The sequence below is a fragment of the Mycobacterium sp. IS-1556 genome (genome assembly GCF_001499985.1).
Lineage (GTDB): Bacteria > Actinomycetota > Actinomycetes > Mycobacteriales > Mycobacteriaceae > Mycobacterium.
This window is the reverse complement of record NZ_LQIM01000003.1, coordinates 1-16,762: the sequence shown is the minus strand read 5'-3', so window position 1 is coordinate 16,762 and position 16,762 is coordinate 1. Positions and strand designations below refer to the sequence as shown.

The window sequence follows — 16,762 nt, the reverse complement described above, 5'->3', positions numbered from 1 at the left end:
CGCCCGAGCGTCATCGCCTCGTTGGTGACCGCACACGCACCGCGGTCACATTGAGCGCATGCGGGTTGTGCAGGTAGCGAACTTCTACGGCCCGCGCTCGGGCGGCCTACGCACGGCGGTCGACCGACTCGGTGCCGAATACTGCGCACGCGGTCACGAGGTTTACCTTGTCGTGCCGGGAGCACGCCCCGAGTCGCGGCGGCTGCCGTCAGGAGTCGTTCGGATCTCGTTGCCCGCGCGCGGTATTCCGTTCACGGGCGGGTATCGCGCGGCGCTGCCCGGTCCGGTGACCGCACTGCTGGAACAGCTCACCCCCGATGCCGTCGAGGTGTCGGATCGGCTCACGCTGCGTTCCCTGGGCGCTTGGGGCCGACATCACGGCGTCGCGACGGTGATGATTTCGCATGAGCGGCTCGATCGCCTTGTCGGGCAGGTGCTTCCGAAGCGGGCCGCGCGCATGGTCGCCGACATCGCGAACCGTCGCACCGCCCAAAGTTATGACGCGGTGGTGTGTACGACGGGGTTCGCGCGTGACGAGTTCGACCGCATCCACGCCTCGAATGTGTTCACCGTGCCGCTGGGGGTGGACCTCGACCAGTTCCATCCCCGCCACCGCTCCGCGTCGGTCCGGAAACGCTGGGCCGCCCCGGAGCAGACGCTGCTGGTGCATTGCGGTCGCCTGTCGGTGGAAAAGCATGCCCACCGCAGCATCGACACCGTTGCGGCACTGCGCGCCACGGGCGTCGACGCCAGGCTCGTCGTCGTGGGGGACGGGCCGCTGCGGACGCGGCTCGAACGGCAGGCCGCGCGTCTGCCCGTCGACTTCACCGGCTACATCGGCTGCCGCGACACCGTCGCAACGATCCTGGCGACCGCCGACGTCGCGTTGGCGCCCGGCCCGCACGAGACGTTCGGGCTGGCCGCACTGGAAGCGCTCGCGTGTGGGACACCAGCGGTGGTGTCGCGTACGTCGGCGCTCACCGAGATCCTGGACGCCGAAAGCGGAGCGGCCGCCGACAACGACCCGGTCGCGATCGCGAACGCCGTCGCGTCGGTCATCAGCCGTCCGGAAACGGTGCGTCGCAACGAGGCCCGCCGCCGCGCCGAACAGTTCACCTGGCCGAGGGCCGCGACCGGCATGCTGCAGGCGCTGGGCGTGCGCTGACGCAAACCGCGGCGAGACGGCCATTTACGCGCCCAGGGTGGCTTAGGATCTGGGAATGATCAGGTCGCTGATGGTTTCGGTCCTCACCGTCGCCCTGAGCTGTCTACCGATCACCGCCGCGGCGGGCGCCGATCCCCAGACGCCGCCGTGCACCTACACGCTGTCCCCGCCACACGTCGTCGAAGTCTCGGGCACCGCCATGGTGGCCGTGACGATGTCACCGGCGGGATGCGACGGCGCCATCCCGTATCAATCGATCGCCTGCGTCCAACTGCAGGGTGGCCAGGGCCCCGGGCGGTGCGAGCAGAACAACGGGCTGTTGCCGGCGCGGGTGTACTTCTCGCCGCACCAGCCCGGCGCCACCTATGTCGCCACCGGTCGAGGTTGCTCGACGACGGGTAACCCGCCGCAACCGGTCTGCGCGCCGGCCGGCCCGCTGACCGCGACGCTGTAGCGACTGCGGCCCACCCCGTTTAACCGGGCCTGCGCCCGGTTACCCGCAGAATTAGCGGGTTCGTCAATGAGCCGGCTCGACCGATCGAAGGAGCCGACATGGATAGCAACGTCATCGTGTGGATCGTCGTCGCCATCGCGGTGATCGCCGTCATCGCGCTGGTGGCGTTCCTGGCACGCAATGCGCGCACCAAGCGCCGCCGCATGGAGGCCGACCGGCTCCGGGCGGAGATCGACCAGAAGACCCAGCACGTCGACAAGCGCGAGAACGTGGCCCAGGAGACCGAGGCACGGGCCCGCGCCGCGCAGGCGGAGGCGGAGGCGAAGGCGGCCGAGGCGGCCCGGCTGCAGGACGCCGCCCGCACGCATCGCGACGACGTGACCACCAAGCGCGACGAACTCAACGAACAACGCGCCCGCGCCGACGCTCTCGACCCCAGGGCCGGCACCACGGATGCCGCCGCCACCTCAGCCGATGGGACACCGGCGGATCCACCCACCCGTTCCGACCACACCCGGGCACCCGAACAGCGCCGTCCGTGACCGGCCGGGCGAAGACCACGTCGGCGGTGTTGTTCGACGTCGACGGCACGCTGGTCGACTCGAACTACCTGCACGTGTACGCGTGGTACCGGGCGTTCGAGGAGGCCGGCCACCCCGTTGAGGCTTGGCGCATCCACCGCTCGATCGGGATGGACGGCACGACGCTGGTCAACACCCTGGCCGGGGCAGCCGGCGAGGCAGCGCGTGAGCAGGCCAAGGATCTGCACTCGCGCTATTACAAGGAACTGGCACCCCATCTCAGACGGTTGCCGGGTGCGCGGGAACTGCTCGAAGCCGTCCACAAGCTCGACATCCGGGTCGTGTTGGCGACCTCGGCTCCGGAGGAGGAGTTGTCGGTCCTGCGCGAGGTGCTCGACTGCGACCACCTGGTGTTCGCGGTGACGTCGTCGAAGGACGTGGACACCGCCAAACCCGAACCCGACATCATCGAGATCGCGCTCGAGCGCGCCGGGGTGACGGCCTCGCACGCCGTCTTCCTGGGCGACACGGTGTGGGATATGGAGGCCTGTCGGCGCGCCGGAGTCGGCAGCATCGGGGTGCTGAGCGGGGGAGTGTCCCGTTCAGAGCTCGAAAAGTCTGGGGCACAACGGGTTTTCGAACATCCTCTCGAGCTGTGCCAGCACCTCGACGACACTTCGATCGCGGCGCTGGCCAATATCGTCGGCGCCCGCTGAGCGGCAGCTGCGGCGGTCAGCGGGGCAGCGCGTACCGCAGGATCGCCGCGACGCCGTCGGCCGGCGCGATGCGCTCATCGGTGCGGATCAACGCGGCACCGGTCGCGATCGCCGCCATCGGGAGCGCCTCGTCTGCGCGAAGGGTCTGGGTCGGAGCCGTCCCGAGTTCGGAGAGCACGTTGGCATTCGGTGCGATCGTCGCGAGGTCGTCACCGGCGACGACGGTCGCATCACCGACGTCGCCGATGATCAGCGTCTCGACCGCCCCGGCCCGCAGGGCCGCGGTGACGCCGTCGAGGCCTTCGGTCGCCAGGCCTTCACCTCGGCCCGACTCTGCGCTGAACCGTTGTGCGGCATCGTCGATCGCGGCCAGGCGGCGGTGTTGGAACTCCTGGTCGATCGCGTGCTGCAGGTCTGCGTCGTCGAAACCGCTGTGCCGCGCGCCGACATTCACGTCGACGACCAGGGCGGTGACCCGTTCGGGCAGGTGCGCGACAAGATCGGTGCGGGACTGAACTTCGCCGACGACGAACACCACCTCCGGTCCGGCGTCGTCGACCAAGGTGGTGAGCTCGCCCGCGACCGCGCGGATGTTCTGTTGGCGCGCCCCCTCGGCGGCGCGTTGCGGATCGCCGTAGCCAGGTGTCTCCGCCCCTGACGCCTTGTGCACCGGGTACGCATCACCGTCAACCGTGTCCGACACCGCGGTGCCCTCGCGGTACAGCGTGATGTCGCCACCCTCGTGGTCGACGATCACCACCGCGTATGTCGGCCGGTCAAGGGCGTGTTCGACGACCGGGACGATGTAGGGCAGCGACGAGACGCGCACGACGGGGCTGATCGGCCGGATGAGGTGCTCGTTGACCAGGATGCCGTCGCGGCTCGCCACCACGGCCCGGCCGCTGGGTCCGACCGGCGGAGTGGTCTCCACGACGGCCTGTTCGATGCTCTGCGTCACCGCCGGATCGGCGCCCTGCTGCTCGAGTTGCTCACGCAGCGACCTCCACTTCAACTCCATCTGCGCGGCCGCGTCGGCTGTGTTGTGCGAATCGTCGAAGTACACCGACGCGTATGGGCCGTTCGAGGTCAGCAAAGTGCGGAAGTGTTCGGGTTGCATGGCCGTTGGTTACCCGTCGAGCAGCCGACGACACAGGTTTTCCCGGGGACGGCCACGCGAGCGGCTCGGTTTCACTCAGGCGGTGACGGAGGTGTCCAGGACACCGGTAAGCGCTTGATCCCGTGGATGAACGGCGACAGCAGCCGCGCCGGTTCCTCGGTCGCGGCGATGTCAGGTATCCGCCGGTGCAGTTCCTCGAAGACGACGCTGATCTCACGCCGGGCCAAATTCGCGCCCAGGCAGAAATGTGCGCCACCGCCGCCGAACCCGGCATGGGGATTGGGGTTACGCCCCACGTCGAATGTCCACGGGTCGGCGAACCTGTCCTCGTCGCGGTTCGCCGAGCAGTACCACAGCGTGGCCTTGTCGCCGGCGGCCATCTTGACGCCGCTCAGTTCACAGTCCTCGGTGAGCGTGCGCCGCATGTAGATCACCGGCGAGGCCCACCGGACGATCTCCTCGACCGCCGTGGGGGCCAGGGTTTCGTAATCTGCCCACCACCGCGCCCGCTCCTCGGGATAGCGGGTGAGCGCCAGCACGCCGTGGCTGATCGCGTTGCGGGTGGTCTCGTTGCCGGCGACGACGAGCAAGATGAAGAAGGATGCGATCTCCGCCGACGTCAGCCGCTCACCGTCGACCTCGGCCTGCACCAGGGCGGTCGTCAGATCTTCCTGCGGACGCGCCCGACGGTCCTCGGCGTGGGCGGTCGCGTAGGCGCCGATGTCCATCGCGACCTTGACGAACTCCTCGTAGTCCTGCGCGATGTCCTTGTCGCCGAAGCCGAGAATCACGTTGGTCCAGTGGAAAATCTGCTGGTGATCGTCCTCCGGGATGCCCATCATGTCGCAGATCACCTGCAGCGGCAGCGGCCCCGCCAGCTCCCCGACGATTTCGCCGTGACCGTCGGGATGTTCGGCGATCATCGCCTCGACGAGACGGCGGGCCCGGTCGCGGACCGACGCCTCGGTGCGCGCCACCACTCGCGGGGTGAACGCCCGGCTGACGATGTTGCGCAGCCGCAGATGACGCGGGTCGTCCATCACGATCATCGAGCCGAAGTACTCCGACAGTTCCGGGTTGGCGTCATTGATCGTGATGCTCGGGCTCGAGCTGAAGATGTGCGGATGACGGCTTGCGTACCAGACGTCGTCGAACCGGGTGATCGCCCAGTGCCCGGGCCCCTCCTGAACACCGGGTGTCTCGAGCGGAAGATGGAACGACACCGGCGCTTCGCGGCGCAGCGTGGCGAACGCGCCGTCTCGGAAGTCGTCGGATTGCACCCAGAACTTCCAGGAGCCCAGGTCGATGTCGGACAACGGCACCTGCGGCGGCGCTGTGCCGTTCGCCCGGGCCAGCTGTACTCCAGATGTGTGCGGCGTCGCGATACCCACCCTCCCGAGAGTAGGCCGTGTGCGGCCGCAGAAGCGGAAATTCGTTAGGACAGCTGCCAGTTCATGTTTCCGGCGAACACCCGGGCGTCGTCGGAGATCGTGCCGAGCTCATGGCAGCGTTGGATGTAGCCCTGCACCATCACCAGGAAGTTCATCGGGTTGTAGGCGTCCTCCTCGTAGCTCCACTTGCCGTCACCGGCATACCTGAGCACGGTGATGACCGGTGTGCCGTGCACGCTGCCGTCGCCGGGATCCTTCATCGTGTTGACGTTCCGGTTGATGACCCAGCCCTTGTCGACGTCGATCGAGTACCACTCGACGGGATAGAACGGCATTTCGCTGCCCGGGAAGGTGTTCATCGTCGGGACGATCCAGTCGCGGATCGCCTCGCGACCGGACATGTTGCCGAGCGCATGCTCGACATATGTCGCGTCTTCGGTGAACTGGTCGGCGTAGCTCGCCCAGTTCCAGGTCCGGCCGATGTCTACCACCGCATCCTGGTAGCCGCGGAACGCGTCCTCGAGTTCTTCTCGTGACCACTGACCCATCGAACGCTCCCTCGGTTTCGCGGCTGACTGGCGTCGTTCTGTCCAACCGGGTTCTACCAAACCGGTCCGCACCGCGAGGCCGAATCAGGACACGGTCAACGTCCGTGATTGCGAATAGATTCGGTCCCACGACTCCTGCCGTCCGGTCATCAAGAACGCCCGCATCTCGTCCCCGACGTCGCCCACGACCCGCACATCGGTGAAATACCGGCTCAACTCGCTGGGGTCCTTTCCGATGTACAGGGCGGTGTCTTTGTCCCGCGGTGGTGGCGGGAAGTAGCCGTAGCTGCGGTTGACGCTGTAGGCCTCCGGCAATCCGTACCGCATGGCGTAGCCGTCGGCGTACGCCGCGACGATGTATGACCCGCCGATCAGCGCGGTGCGCTCGCGTTGTTCGGCAGGAAGGTTCCGGTACGCCTCGGCCGTGCCCGCGGCGATCTGCTCGCCGACGTCGTCGCGCACCATGGACACCGAAAGAACCAGCGTCCCAACCGCCAACGCCGCACTCACCGCGTACACCGGCCACACCAGCCAGCGCACGCGACGCGACCCAGCCTCACGGCTCTGCTGCAACGCCAGGGCGCCGACCGCCGCCAGCGGCGCGTACAGCCCAGCCAGGTAGTACGGCCGTCCGGCGGTCGCCACGAACACCACAAAGAGCACGGTGAACGCGACGCCGATGAAGCGGTAGTCGCGAAACTGCAAATCGCGGAGCCGCCACAGCCCGTAGACCATCAGCGCGACACCTGCCACCCCGGCGTACAGCAACAGCTGAACGGCGATACCGGATCTACCGCCGTACAACGCCTCCGCTTCGCCGGCCACCACCGGGGCCATCTGCAACTGGGGCCAGCCGTGGTTGAACTGCCACACCAATGTCGGTGCCGCGAGCAGCAGCGCGATCCCTGCCCCCGCCCACAGCATCGGCCTGCGCAGAAGGTCGCGCGGACCACCGCCGCAATCGCGCCCAGCAGCACGACGCACAACAACACCACCTGAAACTTCGTCAACGCCGCCACACCGACCACGACGCCGGCCGCGAGAAGCACGCGGTCATCGCGCAGGCGTATCCAGCGGACCAGCAACCACATGAGCAGTAGCCACTGCACAGGTTCGAGGCTGTAGGGCGTCAGCCAGTGACCGGCCAGCGAGGTCCAGATCACCGTCGCCTGGGCAGCGGCGGTGAAACCCTGTGCGCGGCGGTCACATCCGAGTTCACGGGCGATCAGGCCCGCAACCACCACAGCTGCCGCGGTGGCCACCACCGCGGGCAGCCTCAGCGCGATCAACGACCCCGGCGCGATGGTGTCCATCACTGCGGCCAGGGCCGGCACAACCGGCGGCTGATCGGCCGACCCCCAGTCCAGATGATGGCGGCCGATGGCCAACATGTACACCTCGTCGAACCAATAGTCGTTACCCAATGCGCCAGCGACACAATGCAATAGGGCGGCCAGACCGGCTATCGGGAGCACCGTTGCCGTGGCGAACGGGACGATGCGCTGATCTTCGGCCACAAACACGTTCAGCCACGTTAGTGTCTGGGCCATGGCTCTCGGCATCGACGCCCAGGTGCTGGCGGAGATGGCGCCGCTTCTGGCCGCAGTCGGTGACATCGAACCCGCACCGGTGGGCGACGTCGAGTCGCGGCGGGTCAACGGACACCGGATGTTCGACTCGGTCGCCGCCGCATGGAACCCCGCCGAGGGCGTCGAAGTCACGCGGTACTCGTTGCGCACTGAGGACGGCGCAACGGTGCCGCTCGGCTGGTACCACCGAGCGGGGGCACAACCCGGCAGCGCAGCACTGTATCTGCACGGCGGCGGAATGATCTTCGGGCTCGAACACATCGGCCGCCTGTACGACGCGGCGGTGCGCGACTACGTCGCTGCCTCTGGCGTGCCGATGCTCGTCGTCGACTACCGCGTCGCCCCGGAGCACCCGCACCCGAAACCGGTCGAGGACTGCTTTGCAGCGCTACGCTGGCTGGCCGGAAACGCCACGACGCTCGGTGTCGACCCGGCCCGGATCGCCGTGATGGGCGACAGCGCCGGTGGCGGCCTGGCCGCGGCTGTCTGCCTCCTGGCGCGGGATCGTGGCGGGCCGGCGATCGCCGCACAGATTCTGATCTACCCGATGCTCGACGACCGCCCCAGCGTCCAAAATCCGGCCCTGATGCCGTTTCTGACGTGGACCTATGACGACAACGCCACCGGCTGGGGCGCGTTGCTCGGTGCGGACGCGGGAACCGATTCAGTGTCGCCGTACGCCGCGCCGGCGCGCGCCGCGGACCTCGGCGAGCTCCCGGACACCTACCTCGACGTGGGTGACCTCGACATCTTCCGCAACGAGGACATCGCCTATGCCTGCCGCCTCGCCGACGCCGGGGTGCCCACCGAGCTGCACGTGTACCCGGGCTGCCCGCACGCGTTCGAGGCGCTGGCCAGAAACGCCGGCATATCGCAGCGGGCGATCAGTGATCGCGTACGTCGCCTGCGCAGCGTCTGATCACGGACCGCGCCGCGGCCTCAACCGCCGTCGGGCGATTCGACGACGGCTTTGATGCGCTCGAGCGTCTTGCGCATGTCGCGGATGTTGCGGCGGCGTCGAAGTTGACCGCCCAACACCGAGAACACCTTCATCGGTATCGATTCGGACAGCCGGAACGACTCGGTGACTTCGGTGCCGCCGTCAACGGGAGTGAGCCGGTAGTGCCAGTTGTTCACCGGTTTGTCGCCGAGGAGCACCGCGAACCCGAACTCGCGGCCCGGTTCGCAGGCGGTCACCTCACATGTCGTCCAGTACACCGGCCCGATCTCGTTGCGCTTGACGTGTCCGCGGAATCGGGCGCCCAGTGCCGGGCCGGTCGCGCCGCCGAGCCATTCGGCCTCCATCACCTCGGGGGAGAACTTGCCGGTGTTCCGCACATCGGCGATCAGGTCCCAGATCCGCTCCGCCGGCGCCGCCATCGACACCGTCACCGCTCCGTCCACCGATGCCTCGCTCTCTCGCAAGCGTTTTCAGCACCCTAACGTCCATTCGCTCGGATGCACTAGGGCTTGCACGTCGCCGAACCGCCTGAACCGATTCCGGCTACCGCGTTGAGATGTCCCCGTACAGATCGGGCCACGGTGGGCGACGCACCATCGCCACCCCGGCAAGCGTCGCCGAGACCAGACCGACCAGAATGCCCGTCAACGCGATGCGCGTCGCGTCGACCGCGGGTCGCCACACGGCCTTGCCGTCCTTGACGACGAATACGCCGGCCGGTTTGGTCAGCACCCTGACGTTCGCCTCACCGCCGCGCCGTGCCCGCCCCCGCACCTCTGCGACGGGAATGACGGTCGTGCCGTCGGCCGCTTCATAGGGCTGGCCGAAGACACGGGACGCGCCGGGATCGAAGTCGAGGGTCTCCAACAGTTCTGCACGCAAATCCATGGCCTCATGCTTACTACCACCGGCGGGTGGTGGCAGCCGATCGGCCCGACGGTGCTCCACGCGCGCGGAAACTGCGCGCAGAACCGGGCGTCGTTACTCGAGTTCGAGGTCGTCGTCGGGAATCGGCACCTCGATCGACTGATCGATGAGATCCGCCTCGTCGGCGTCCCACGTGTGTGCCGTCGAGGCCGCAGCGGCGTCAAGCCAGGTGTCCTGCTCGCCCGGGTCCACCGGGATGCGCTGCTCTGCGACATCTGCTTCGGGAATGGCTTCGCCGAACGCGAGGCCGTCAGGTCTGGTCATGATCGGTCTCCGTTCCACTTCTCGAGGGACTGCTGACATGCACCTGCCAGGATAGTGCGGTTCCAGCTGCACGACACATGGCGCCTGGCGCTCGAACGTCGCGGCTCAGCCCTATGACCAGGGCAATGACGTCTGCGGGCAGGCGCTGTGCGTAAACTGCCACCCACGGGGGAGGCTCTCGAACCGTGCGGAGCTTCGAACCTGACCACTTCCGACGCCAGAGGCTTACCGTGCCAGAAAAATCGACCGACACCGCCCAGAATCTCACGCCGCATTTCGAGGACGTGCAGTCGCATTACGACCTGTCCGACGACTTCTACCGGCTGTTCCTCGACCCCACCCAGACCTACAGTTGCGCCTACTTCGAGCGCGACGACATGACGCTCGAGGAAGCGCAGCTCGCCAAGATCGACCTGTCGCTCGGCAAGCTCGGACTTCAGCCGGGGATGACGCTGCTCGACGTCGGCTGCGGTTGGGGCGCGACGATCAAGCGCGCATTGGAGAAGTACGACGTCAACGTCGTGGGCCTGACGCTGAGCAAGAACCAGCAGGCTTATGTCCAGAAGGTGCTCGACGAGCTCGACAGCCCCCGCAGCAAGCGGGTCCTGCTGCAGGGCTGGGAACAGTTCCACGAGCCGGTCGACCGGATCGTGTCCATCGGTGCGTTCGAGCACTTCGGCCGCGACCGTTACGACGAGTTCTTCAAGATGGCCTACGAGGCGCTACCCAGCGACGGCGTGATGATGCTGCACACCATCGTCAAGCCCGACGACGACGAATTCGCCGCCCGCGGCCTGCCCGTCACGATGACCAAGATCCGCTTCTTCAAATTCATCATGGACGAGATCTTCCCCGGCGGCGACCTGCCACAACCGGTGGCGGTCAAGAACCACGCGACCAAGGCCGGATTCAACGTCCGGCTCGTGCAGCCCCTGCGGTTGCACTACGCGCGCACCCTGGACCACTGGAGCGCAGCGCTCGAGGCGCACAAGGACGAGGCGATCGCCATTCAGTCCCAAGAGGTCTACGACCGGTACATGAAGTACCTGACCGGGTGCGCCGACCTGTTCCGGGAGGGTTACACCGACGTCTGTCAGTTCACCCTGACCAAAAGCTAACGGCGCAAACGCGAAAGCCGTTGCAACCGTGGCGGTCTTGTAGACCGCGAAGGTTCACCCAGGAAGGGATCAACTCAGCGCAGCGAGACCGGCTCCGAGATCGCGTCGATCAGGGCCTTCGGTGCGTCGAGGGACACGAATGTCCTGGACTCGGGCACCTCGACCAGCGTCGAGTTCGGAAACAACGCGGCCAGGCGCCTGCCGAGCGCCGGCGTGAAGGCGCGGTCGCGCTGACCCCACACCAGGGTGACCGGCTTGGTGAAGCGCGGCAATCTCGTGGCCACATCCGCCAGGTCCGTCCCGGCGACCGCACGCAGCAGCCTCGCCAGATCGCGACGGATCCGCACGTCGGTGCGGGCGGGCTCCAGCCATGACGCGGTCAACTGGGGATCCGGGTGTGTCAGAAGGCCGAAGCCGAGCGGAGAATGACGCAGCGCCGTGAGCCGCATCAGGCTGAACAACACCTTGATCGAAATCGGACCGCGCAGCAGCGCGAACACCACGTTGAAGGGGAATGGCGGAAACTTGTCGAACGCATCGCAATTGGTGAGCACCAACCGTCCGATGCGCTCGGGATCATCGTCTACGACCAATTGGCACAGCCCGCCCCCGGTGTCGTTGCCGACCAGCGTCACATCCGACAACCCCAGCGCGGCAATGAAATCGCCGACCATTCCGGCCACGGTGTGCGGTGATAGCTCCACACCGGGATTCACCGGAATCGTGTGCGAACCCAGCGGCCAGGTGGGCAGATAGCAGCGGTAGCCCTGCCGCGCGAGCCCATCGGCCACGCGGTCCCAGAGACGGCTGTCGACGAGGATGCCGTGCACGAAAACCACCGGCGGATGTGGCGAATCTTCCGGACCCAACACGCGGTAATCGATCGTGGACTGTTCCAGCGCCAATCGCGGCATGTTCGCTATCCTTTCCGTGACAACTTACAAACAGATAGTATGAAAGTTACGTGCAGCTTGTATGAAAGTCAATGACCGGGCCGCCGCAGGCTCACGCGGCCGCCGCACCCAGGCAGAGCGCACCGCCGCAACGCGCGCTCAGCTGATGGGGGCAGCCCGGAAACTGTTCGCGGACAAGGGGTTCGCCGACGTCTCGACCCAGGCCATCGTTGCGGCCGCCGGTGTCACCCGAGGCGCGCTCTACCATCAGTTCCGCGACAAGGCCGGCCTGTTCGAAGCGGTGTACGAAGAGATCGAATGCGGCATGGTCGCCGACATCGCGCGTGAGATAAGCGCACGGCAGCCGTTGGATCCGCTGGAGGCCATGCGGGTCGGCGCTCGGCTTTTTCTCGACGGCTGCGCCGAGCCCGACGTGCAGCAGATCGTTTTGATCGACGCGCCCGCGGTGCTCGGCTGGGGGCGCTGGCGCGAGGTGGGAATGAAGTACGGCCTCGGGGTCATCGAGGCGATGCTCGCGCATGCCGTCGCCGAGGGCGCCATACCCGACCAGTCGCTGCGCGCCACGGCGCACGTCTTGCTGGGCGCGCTCGACGAGGCCGCACTCTATGTATCGCGGGCGGCCGATCGGGAGCAGGCGCGCCGCGACATGGATGCCGTCTGCGACCGCCTGCTCGACGGGATCGCCGGAAGCGATGGAGCGGGGTTGCGCCCCTGAGGTTCTCCGGCCAATCGCAGGTGCGTCGACACCGATCAGGTCGCGAGGCTGCGTTGCAGCAGCACGGTGTCGAGCCATCGGCCGTGCTTGAACCCGACGGCGGTCAGCCGACCGGCTTCGACGAAACCGCGACTACGGTGCAATGCGACCGAAGTCGCCCCGTCGGCTTCGACGATGACGGCGATCACCTCACGAACACCGGCCGTGGCGCAGCCGGTCAGCAACGCGTCGAGCAGCTTGCCGCCGATTCCGCGGCCGACGGCATGGGAGGCCACATACACCGAGTCCTCCACGGTGTGCCGGTATGCGGGTCTTGGCTTCCACGGACCGCAGTATGCGTAGCCGACGATCTCGCCGTCGATGGTTGCGGTGACGAACGGTAACCCTGCTTCGACGACGGCGCCGAATCGGCGCTCCCATTCGGTGTGGTCCGGCCGTGTGAGTTCGAATGTCGCCACACCGTTTTCGACGTAGTGTGCGTAGATATCACCGATCGCGCCGAGGTCACCGGCATGCGTTGGCCGGATGGCCAATTCGGTCGCGCGCATCGTGTCAGCAGGCGGCCGGATGCGACTCGCAGTACGGCGTCGTACCCGGGAAGCGATACCGATGGCCCGCGACGTACCGGTACACGGCGTCTTGCAGGGAGCGGATGCCGGGGATGCGGTAGATCAGAAGGGGTAGCCGAACTCCCAGCGCGGCCGACACCGCCGCGTTCATCGCCTCGGCGCCGGCGTAGACATCGCCGGAATCGTCAAGCCAGCGGGCGGCTTCGCTGATCCGCGACGATGGAACTCCGAGGCGCTCCGGCGCGTCGGGACTCTGCAATGTCTCGGTGCGCAAGTTTCCGGTTCGGTTCAACCTCACGATGGTGTAGACCGCGCGGGTACACATCCCGCAGTTACCGTCGAAGTACAGGGTTCCAGCCATAGCTCCAGTGTCCTCCCTGATCACCGCAAATCTGCGGCGGAGTTGCCGATCTCACGTCCGACACGACGCTCGGGCGCAAGTCGCCCGACGTGCCGTCCGACCGGGGCACACTGGGTTCGTGGACCTGGTGACACTGGACGACATCGAGCGGGCGGCCGCGCGCATCCGCGCCTTCGTGTTGCGCACACCGCTGCTGCCTGCGCCGTGGGCAGACGACGAAGAGCGGCCGCTCTGGATCAAACCGGAGAGCCTGCAGTCGATCGGGGCGTTCAAGGTGCGCGGGGCGTTCAACGCGATCGGTCATCTCGACGAGTCCGTACGTACCAGGGGAGTGGTGGCGTACTCGAGCGGAAACCACGCCCAGGCGGTGGCGTACGCGGCGGCGATGTACGCGGTGCCCGCGCACATCGTGATGCCCGAGGAGACGCCGAACGTCAAGGTGGCGGCCACTCGCGGCCACGGGGCGCGGGTGGTGTTGTGCGCTGCGGGACAACGGGAGCGGGTCGCCGCCGAAGTTGTCGAGGAGACCGGCGGCGTGCTCATACCGCCCTTCGACCATCCCGACATCATCGCGGGCCAGGGCACGATCGGGCTGGAGATCGCCGAGGATCTGCCCACGGTCGACACGGTCCTGGTCCCGGTCAGCGGTGGGGGCCTCGCCTCCGGTATCGGCACGGCGGTGAAAGCGTTGTGCCCCAACGCCCGGGTGATCGGTGTGGAACCGGAACTCGCGGCCGACACCGCAGAGGGCTTGCGCGCCGGTCACCGGGTCGACTGGTCGATCGAAGCGCGCAACCGCACCATCGCCGACGGCCTGCGCTCGCAACCTTCCGATCTGACCTTCGCCCATCTACAGCATGTACTCGATGACGTCGTCACGGTGACCGAAGACGAAATCCGTTCGGCTGTGGTGGAACTCGTCCAGCGCGCTCACCTGGTGAGCGAACCCAGCGGGGCCGTCACGCTGGCCGCGTACCGTAAGGGGGCTGCCCCCGCGGGCCGGACCGTGATCATCGTGTCCGGCGGTAACATCGAGTCTGCTTTGCTGCGAGATATTCTGGGCGCATGACTGCCGGCGCGCCCGTCAGTGCACGCCTTGCATGTGGCGACTGATCCAGGGCGCCAGCGTGAACACCGCGACGCCCGCCGCCACCGCGACCGCCCCGATGACGCCGAAGTAGACGAACTCGCGCGCGGGGTCGTAGTAACGGGCCAACACGCCCGACATCGAAGTGCCGAGGCCGACCGAGAAGAAGTACAGAGCCATCATCTGGGCGCGGAACGCCTCGGGCGCAAGCTTTGTGGTGGCCGAGAGCCCGATCGGTGATAGCAGCAACTCGCTGATCGCGAACACTGCCATGACGCCGACGACGAACAGCGCGGGCACCGCGCGGCCGGTAGTGCCGGCCATCGGCAGAAACAGCAGGAACGCGCACCCCATTCCGATGACGCCGTACGCGAACTTGCGGGGCGTGGTCGGAGCGCGATCGCCGAGCCGGGTCCACAGGACCGCGAAAAGTGGCGAGAGCGCGATGATCCAGACCGGCTCGATCGACCCGATCCAACTCGATGGCGCGGTCCATCCGAAGATCGACCAGTTCATCCGCTCATCGGAATAGACGGCGAGCACGGTGAAGATCTGTTGGAACAGTGACCAGAACACCGCATTGGCGACAAACAGCGGAATGAACGCGCGTACCCGGGTTCGTTCGACGGCCGAGACCTTCCCGCTGGTGAGCATCACCGCGAAGTAGGTCAACGATGCCGCGACGATGACCCCGGTCGTGACCTGCGACAGATTCGACAGCTGCACCACACCGGTTGCGAAGACCACGACGATGACCGCGATGCCCACCACCGCCACGCCGGCTGCCCGACCGAAGGCGCTGTGCGGCAGCGGGTTAGGTATATGGCGACCGTGATCGCCCAGGTTCCGCCGGAACACGACGTACTGCGCCAGCCCCAAAGCCATGCCGACGGCAGCCGCACCGAATCCATAGTGGAAGCCGACGCGGGTCTGCAGAAGCCCGGTGATCAATGGGCCGGTGAACGCGCCCAGGTTGATCCCCAGGTAGAACAGCGTGAATCCGCCGTCGCAGCGGGGATCGCCCTTGTCGTAGAGCGTGCCGAGCAGGGAGGACGCATTGGCCTTCAACGCGCCAGAACCCAGGGCGACCAATACAAGACCCGCGGCCACACCCGCCAACCCCGGCACGACCGCGAGGGCGATGTGGCCGAACATCACCACCACGCCGCCGTAGAACACGGTGCGCTCCATACCGAGTATCCGGTCGGCGATCCACCCGCCGAGCACCGTCGAGAGGTAGACCAGGCCACCGTAGGCGCCGACGATGCCGGTGGCCGTGCTCTGGGGAAGATCGAGGCCGCCGTCGGTGGCCGAGTAGTAGAGGTAGTAGCCGAGAATCGTCAGCATCCCGTAGAAGGAGAACCGCTCCCACAACTCCACTCCGAACAGATTGGTCAGGCCGATCGGGTGCCCGAATACCGTGCGGCCGCTGGGCGCGCCTTCCGTCTGCTCGACTGCTGCCATGGGATGTCACCCTGCCACGGGAGTATGCGTCCCGGGCGTGATCACCCGGGATTGCGAACGGATGCCTGGGCAAAGGGGAGCAGCCGATGCTTACAGGGGATTGAAGCGGCACAGCACATTTCGATTCACGCAATCGTCGGCCGACCCGCCCCGCTGTCCCCTGCCCGGCGGAGCCGGCGGCGCGCCCGGCTGTTACGGTCACCCCCGGTGGATGGACGTCCGAAGGGGTGTGGGTGGACGCCGTACTGGGCCTGTCGGTGACACGTTCTGCTGTCGGCCTTGTCCTCGTCGAAGGACAGGATGCCGACGGCGCAACCGTCGACCGCGATGCCATCGAGATTCTTCCCGCTCGTCGGTCCTCGCCGCGCGAGACCTCCGATGAGGCGGCGGCGGCGGTGCTACGTGCCGAGGCGCTCGCCGTCAACCGTGGCCACCGGTTGCATGCGATCGGCGTGACGTGGAGCGACGACGCCGACCTCGAGGCCTCGCTGCTGCTCAGGTCCTTGAGCCACTGCGGCTTCGACAACGTCATGCCGGTTCAGTTGCCAGAGGCGTCGGAGGCGTTGGCCTGGGGTCTCGCCGAAATGATCGGTAACGATGTCACCGCGGTGTGCGTCGTCGAGCGCGACACCGCCATCGCGCTCGTGGTGAACACGCGCGAAGGCGCAGTGCAGACCGCGGTCAACCATTCGATCGACAGCGAGAGGTCGTTGACCGGTTGGCTGAACGCCGTTTTCACCAAGGCCGACTGGCGGCCCGAGGCGCTGGTCCTGGTCGGGTCGGGCGGCGGTCTCGACGCGCTGATGCCCCGGCTGGAGAAGATGCTGTCGGTGCCCGTGTTCGCACCTGCCGAGGCCGAGCTGGCGTTGGCCCGGGGCGCC

General features: G+C 67.2%; 20 protein-coding genes. 9 read left to right on the top strand and 11 right to left on the bottom strand.

Annotation, left to right across the window (positions count from 1 at the left end):
* The first annotated feature begins 58 nt into the window (after positions 1-58).
* From AU187_RS04040 to AU187_RS04025, 4 genes are all read left to right on the top strand, one after another.
* Entirely contained in the window at positions 59-1,165 is a 1,107-nt protein-coding gene (locus AU187_RS04040; RefSeq protein WP_059098495.1) for a glycosyltransferase, read from the top strand.
* 55 nt (positions 1,166-1,220) lie between these two features.
* A complete protein-coding gene (locus AU187_RS04035) occupies positions 1,221-1,619 on the top strand; it encodes a hypothetical protein (RefSeq protein ID WP_059098494.1) in 399 nt (132 codons plus the stop codon).
* A gap of 98 nt (positions 1,620-1,717) precedes the next feature.
* Positions 1,718-2,161: a hypothetical protein gene (locus AU187_RS04030; protein ID WP_059098493.1), complete on the top strand. Its 444-nt coding sequence runs from the start codon at positions 1,718-1,720 to the stop codon at positions 2,159-2,161.
* Positions 2,158-2,856: an HAD family hydrolase gene (locus AU187_RS04025; RefSeq protein ID WP_059098492.1), complete on the top strand. Its 699-nt coding sequence runs from the start codon at positions 2,158-2,160 to the stop codon at positions 2,854-2,856. The genes AU187_RS04030 and AU187_RS04025 overlap by 4 nt, the downstream gene beginning before the upstream one ends.
* A 16-nt stretch (positions 2,857-2,872) precedes the next feature.
* On the opposite strand, the gene AU187_RS04020 is transcribed toward AU187_RS04025, so the two are convergent.
* The 4 genes from AU187_RS04020 to AU187_RS25860 all read right to left on the bottom strand — a co-directional run bounded on the left by AU187_RS04020 (position 2,873) and on the right by AU187_RS25860 (position 7,462).
* The gene (locus AU187_RS04020) at positions 2,873-3,973 is read right to left on the bottom strand and encodes an Rv2629 family ribosome hibernation factor (RefSeq protein ID WP_059098491.1); all 1,101 of its coding nucleotides are present in this window, start codon (positions 3,971-3,973) and stop codon (positions 2,873-2,875) included.
* Positions 3,974-4,044: 71 nt separating this feature from the next.
* On the bottom strand, positions 4,045-5,364 hold the full coding sequence (locus tag AU187_RS04015) for a cytochrome P450 (RefSeq protein WP_059098490.1): 1,320 nt from the start codon (positions 5,362-5,364) through the stop codon (positions 4,045-4,047).
* 44 nt (positions 5,365-5,408) lie between these two features.
* Positions 5,409-5,912 carry a Cif family virulence factor gene (locus tag AU187_RS04010; RefSeq protein WP_059166253.1) on the bottom strand — a complete coding sequence of 168 codons (504 nt, stop codon included), beginning with the start codon at positions 5,910-5,912 and terminating at the stop codon, positions 5,409-5,411.
* 734 nt (positions 5,913-6,646) lie between these two features.
* Positions 6,647-7,462 (bottom strand): glycosyltransferase family 39 protein, encoded by an 816-nt coding sequence (locus AU187_RS25860; protein ID WP_231740255.1) that lies wholly within the window; start codon positions 7,460-7,462, stop codon positions 6,647-6,649.
* Between AU187_RS25860 and AU187_RS04000 the strand changes: the two genes are divergently transcribed.
* Positions 7,461-8,420, top strand: coding sequence for an alpha/beta hydrolase (locus AU187_RS04000; protein ID WP_059098488.1), 960 nt, complete (start codon positions 7,461-7,463; stop codon positions 8,418-8,420). The two genes, AU187_RS25860 and AU187_RS04000, sit on opposite strands and share 2 nt — an antisense overlap.
* 20 nt (positions 8,421-8,440) lie before the next feature.
* On the opposite strand, the gene AU187_RS03995 is transcribed toward AU187_RS04000, so the two are convergent.
* The 3 genes from AU187_RS03995 to AU187_RS03985 all read right to left on the bottom strand — a co-directional run bounded on the left by AU187_RS03995 (position 8,441) and on the right by AU187_RS03985 (position 9,653).
* Positions 8,441-8,905 (bottom strand): SRPBCC family protein, encoded by a 465-nt coding sequence (locus tag AU187_RS03995; RefSeq protein ID WP_059098487.1) that lies wholly within the window; start codon positions 8,903-8,905, stop codon positions 8,441-8,443.
* A gap of 100 nt (positions 8,906-9,005) precedes the next feature.
* Positions 9,006-9,350, bottom strand: a complete 345-nt coding sequence (locus AU187_RS03990) for a hypothetical protein (RefSeq protein ID WP_059098486.1) — start codon at positions 9,348-9,350, stop codon at positions 9,006-9,008.
* Between the two features lie 93 nt (positions 9,351-9,443).
* Positions 9,444-9,653: an Rv3202a family protein gene (locus AU187_RS03985; protein WP_059098485.1), complete on the bottom strand. Its 210-nt coding sequence runs from the start codon at positions 9,651-9,653 to the stop codon at positions 9,444-9,446.
* A 230-nt stretch (positions 9,654-9,883) separates the two neighbouring features.
* Here AU187_RS03985 and AU187_RS03980 point away from each other — a divergent pair, with 230 nt between their 5' ends.
* Positions 9,884-10,771, top strand: coding sequence for a cyclopropane mycolic acid synthase family methyltransferase (locus AU187_RS03980; RefSeq protein WP_059098484.1), 888 nt, complete (start codon positions 9,884-9,886; stop codon positions 10,769-10,771).
* 74 nt (positions 10,772-10,845) lie between these two features.
* Here the strand turns inward: AU187_RS03980 and AU187_RS03975 are convergent, their stop codons facing one another.
* Positions 10,846-11,685, bottom strand: a complete 840-nt coding sequence (locus AU187_RS03975; RefSeq protein WP_059098483.1) for an alpha/beta fold hydrolase — start codon at positions 11,683-11,685, stop codon at positions 10,846-10,848.
* Between the two features lie 61 nt (positions 11,686-11,746).
* Here AU187_RS03975 and AU187_RS03970 point away from each other — a divergent pair, with 61 nt between their 5' ends.
* Complete coding sequence (locus AU187_RS03970; protein WP_059098482.1) at positions 11,747-12,400, top strand: TetR/AcrR family transcriptional regulator; 654 nt, start codon at positions 11,747-11,749, stop codon at positions 12,398-12,400.
* Between the two features lie 35 nt (positions 12,401-12,435).
* On the opposite strand, the gene AU187_RS03965 is transcribed toward AU187_RS03970, so the two are convergent.
* Entirely contained in the window at positions 12,436-12,948 is a 513-nt protein-coding gene (locus tag AU187_RS03965) for a GNAT family N-acetyltransferase (protein WP_059098481.1), read from the bottom strand.
* Positions 12,949-12,952: 4 nt separating this feature from the next.
* Positions 12,953-13,330, bottom strand: a complete 378-nt coding sequence (locus tag AU187_RS03960) for a thiol-disulfide oxidoreductase DCC family protein (protein WP_059098480.1) — start codon at positions 13,328-13,330, stop codon at positions 12,953-12,955.
* 118 nt (positions 13,331-13,448) lie between these two features.
* On the opposite strand from AU187_RS03960, the gene AU187_RS03955 reads away from it, so the two are divergent.
* Positions 13,449-14,399: a threonine ammonia-lyase gene (locus tag AU187_RS03955; protein ID WP_059098479.1), complete on the top strand. Its 951-nt coding sequence runs from the start codon at positions 13,449-13,451 to the stop codon at positions 14,397-14,399.
* 15 nt (positions 14,400-14,414) lie between these two features.
* On the opposite strand, the gene AU187_RS03950 is transcribed toward AU187_RS03955, so the two are convergent.
* A complete protein-coding gene (locus tag AU187_RS03950) occupies positions 14,415-15,881 on the bottom strand; it encodes a peptide MFS transporter (RefSeq protein ID WP_059098478.1) in 1,467 nt (488 codons plus the stop codon).
* A gap of 233 nt (positions 15,882-16,114) precedes the next feature.
* Between AU187_RS03950 and AU187_RS03945 the strand changes: the two genes are divergently transcribed.
* The coding region (locus tag AU187_RS03945) for a DUF7159 family protein (RefSeq protein WP_502687730.1) at positions 16,115-16,762 on the top strand (648 nt) is incomplete at its 3' end.

Excerpts from the sequence above, each read along its gene's own strand:
- AU187_RS03970 (WP_059098482.1), top strand. The coding sequence starts at position 11,747 with ATGAAAGTCAATGACCGGGCCGCCGCAGGCTCACGCGGCCGCCGCACC.
- AU187_RS04030 (WP_059098493.1), top strand. The coding sequence starts at position 1,718 with ATGGATAGCAACGTCATCGTGTGGATCGTCGTCGCCATCGCGGTGATC.
- AU187_RS04040 (WP_059098495.1), top strand. The coding sequence starts at position 59 with ATGCGGGTTGTGCAGGTAGCGAACTTCTACGGCCCGCGCTCGGGCGGC.
- AU187_RS04020 (WP_059098491.1), bottom strand. The coding sequence starts at position 3,973 with ATGCAACCCGAACACTTCCGCACTTTGCTGACCTCGAACGGCCCATAC.
- AU187_RS03990 (WP_059098486.1), bottom strand. The coding sequence starts at position 9,350 with ATGGATTTGCGTGCAGAACTGTTGGAGACCCTCGACTTCGATCCCGGC.
- AU187_RS03950 (WP_059098478.1), bottom strand. The coding sequence starts at position 15,881 with ATGGCAGCAGTCGAGCAGACGGAAGGCGCGCCCAGCGGCCGCACGGTA.
- AU187_RS03960 (WP_059098480.1), bottom strand. The coding sequence starts at position 13,330 with ATGGCTGGAACCCTGTACTTCGACGGTAACTGCGGGATGTGTACCCGC.
- AU187_RS25860 (WP_231740255.1), bottom strand. The coding sequence starts at position 7,462 with ATGGCCCAGACACTAACGTGGCTGAACGTGTTTGTGGCCGAAGATCAG.
- AU187_RS03975 (WP_059098483.1), bottom strand. The coding sequence starts at position 11,685 with ATGCCGCGATTGGCGCTGGAACAGTCCACGATCGATTACCGCGTGTTG.
- AU187_RS04035 (WP_059098494.1), top strand. The coding sequence starts at position 1,221 with ATGATCAGGTCGCTGATGGTTTCGGTCCTCACCGTCGCCCTGAGCTGT.
- AU187_RS04000 (WP_059098488.1), top strand. The coding sequence starts at position 7,461 with ATGGCTCTCGGCATCGACGCCCAGGTGCTGGCGGAGATGGCGCCGCTT.
- AU187_RS03965 (WP_059098481.1), bottom strand. The coding sequence starts at position 12,948 with ATGCGCGCGACCGAATTGGCCATCCGGCCAACGCATGCCGGTGACCTC.
- AU187_RS03985 (WP_059098485.1), bottom strand. The coding sequence starts at position 9,653 with ATGACCAGACCTGACGGCCTCGCGTTCGGCGAAGCCATTCCCGAAGCA.
- AU187_RS04010 (WP_059166253.1), bottom strand. The coding sequence starts at position 5,912 with ATGGGTCAGTGGTCACGAGAAGAACTCGAGGACGCGTTCCGCGGCTAC.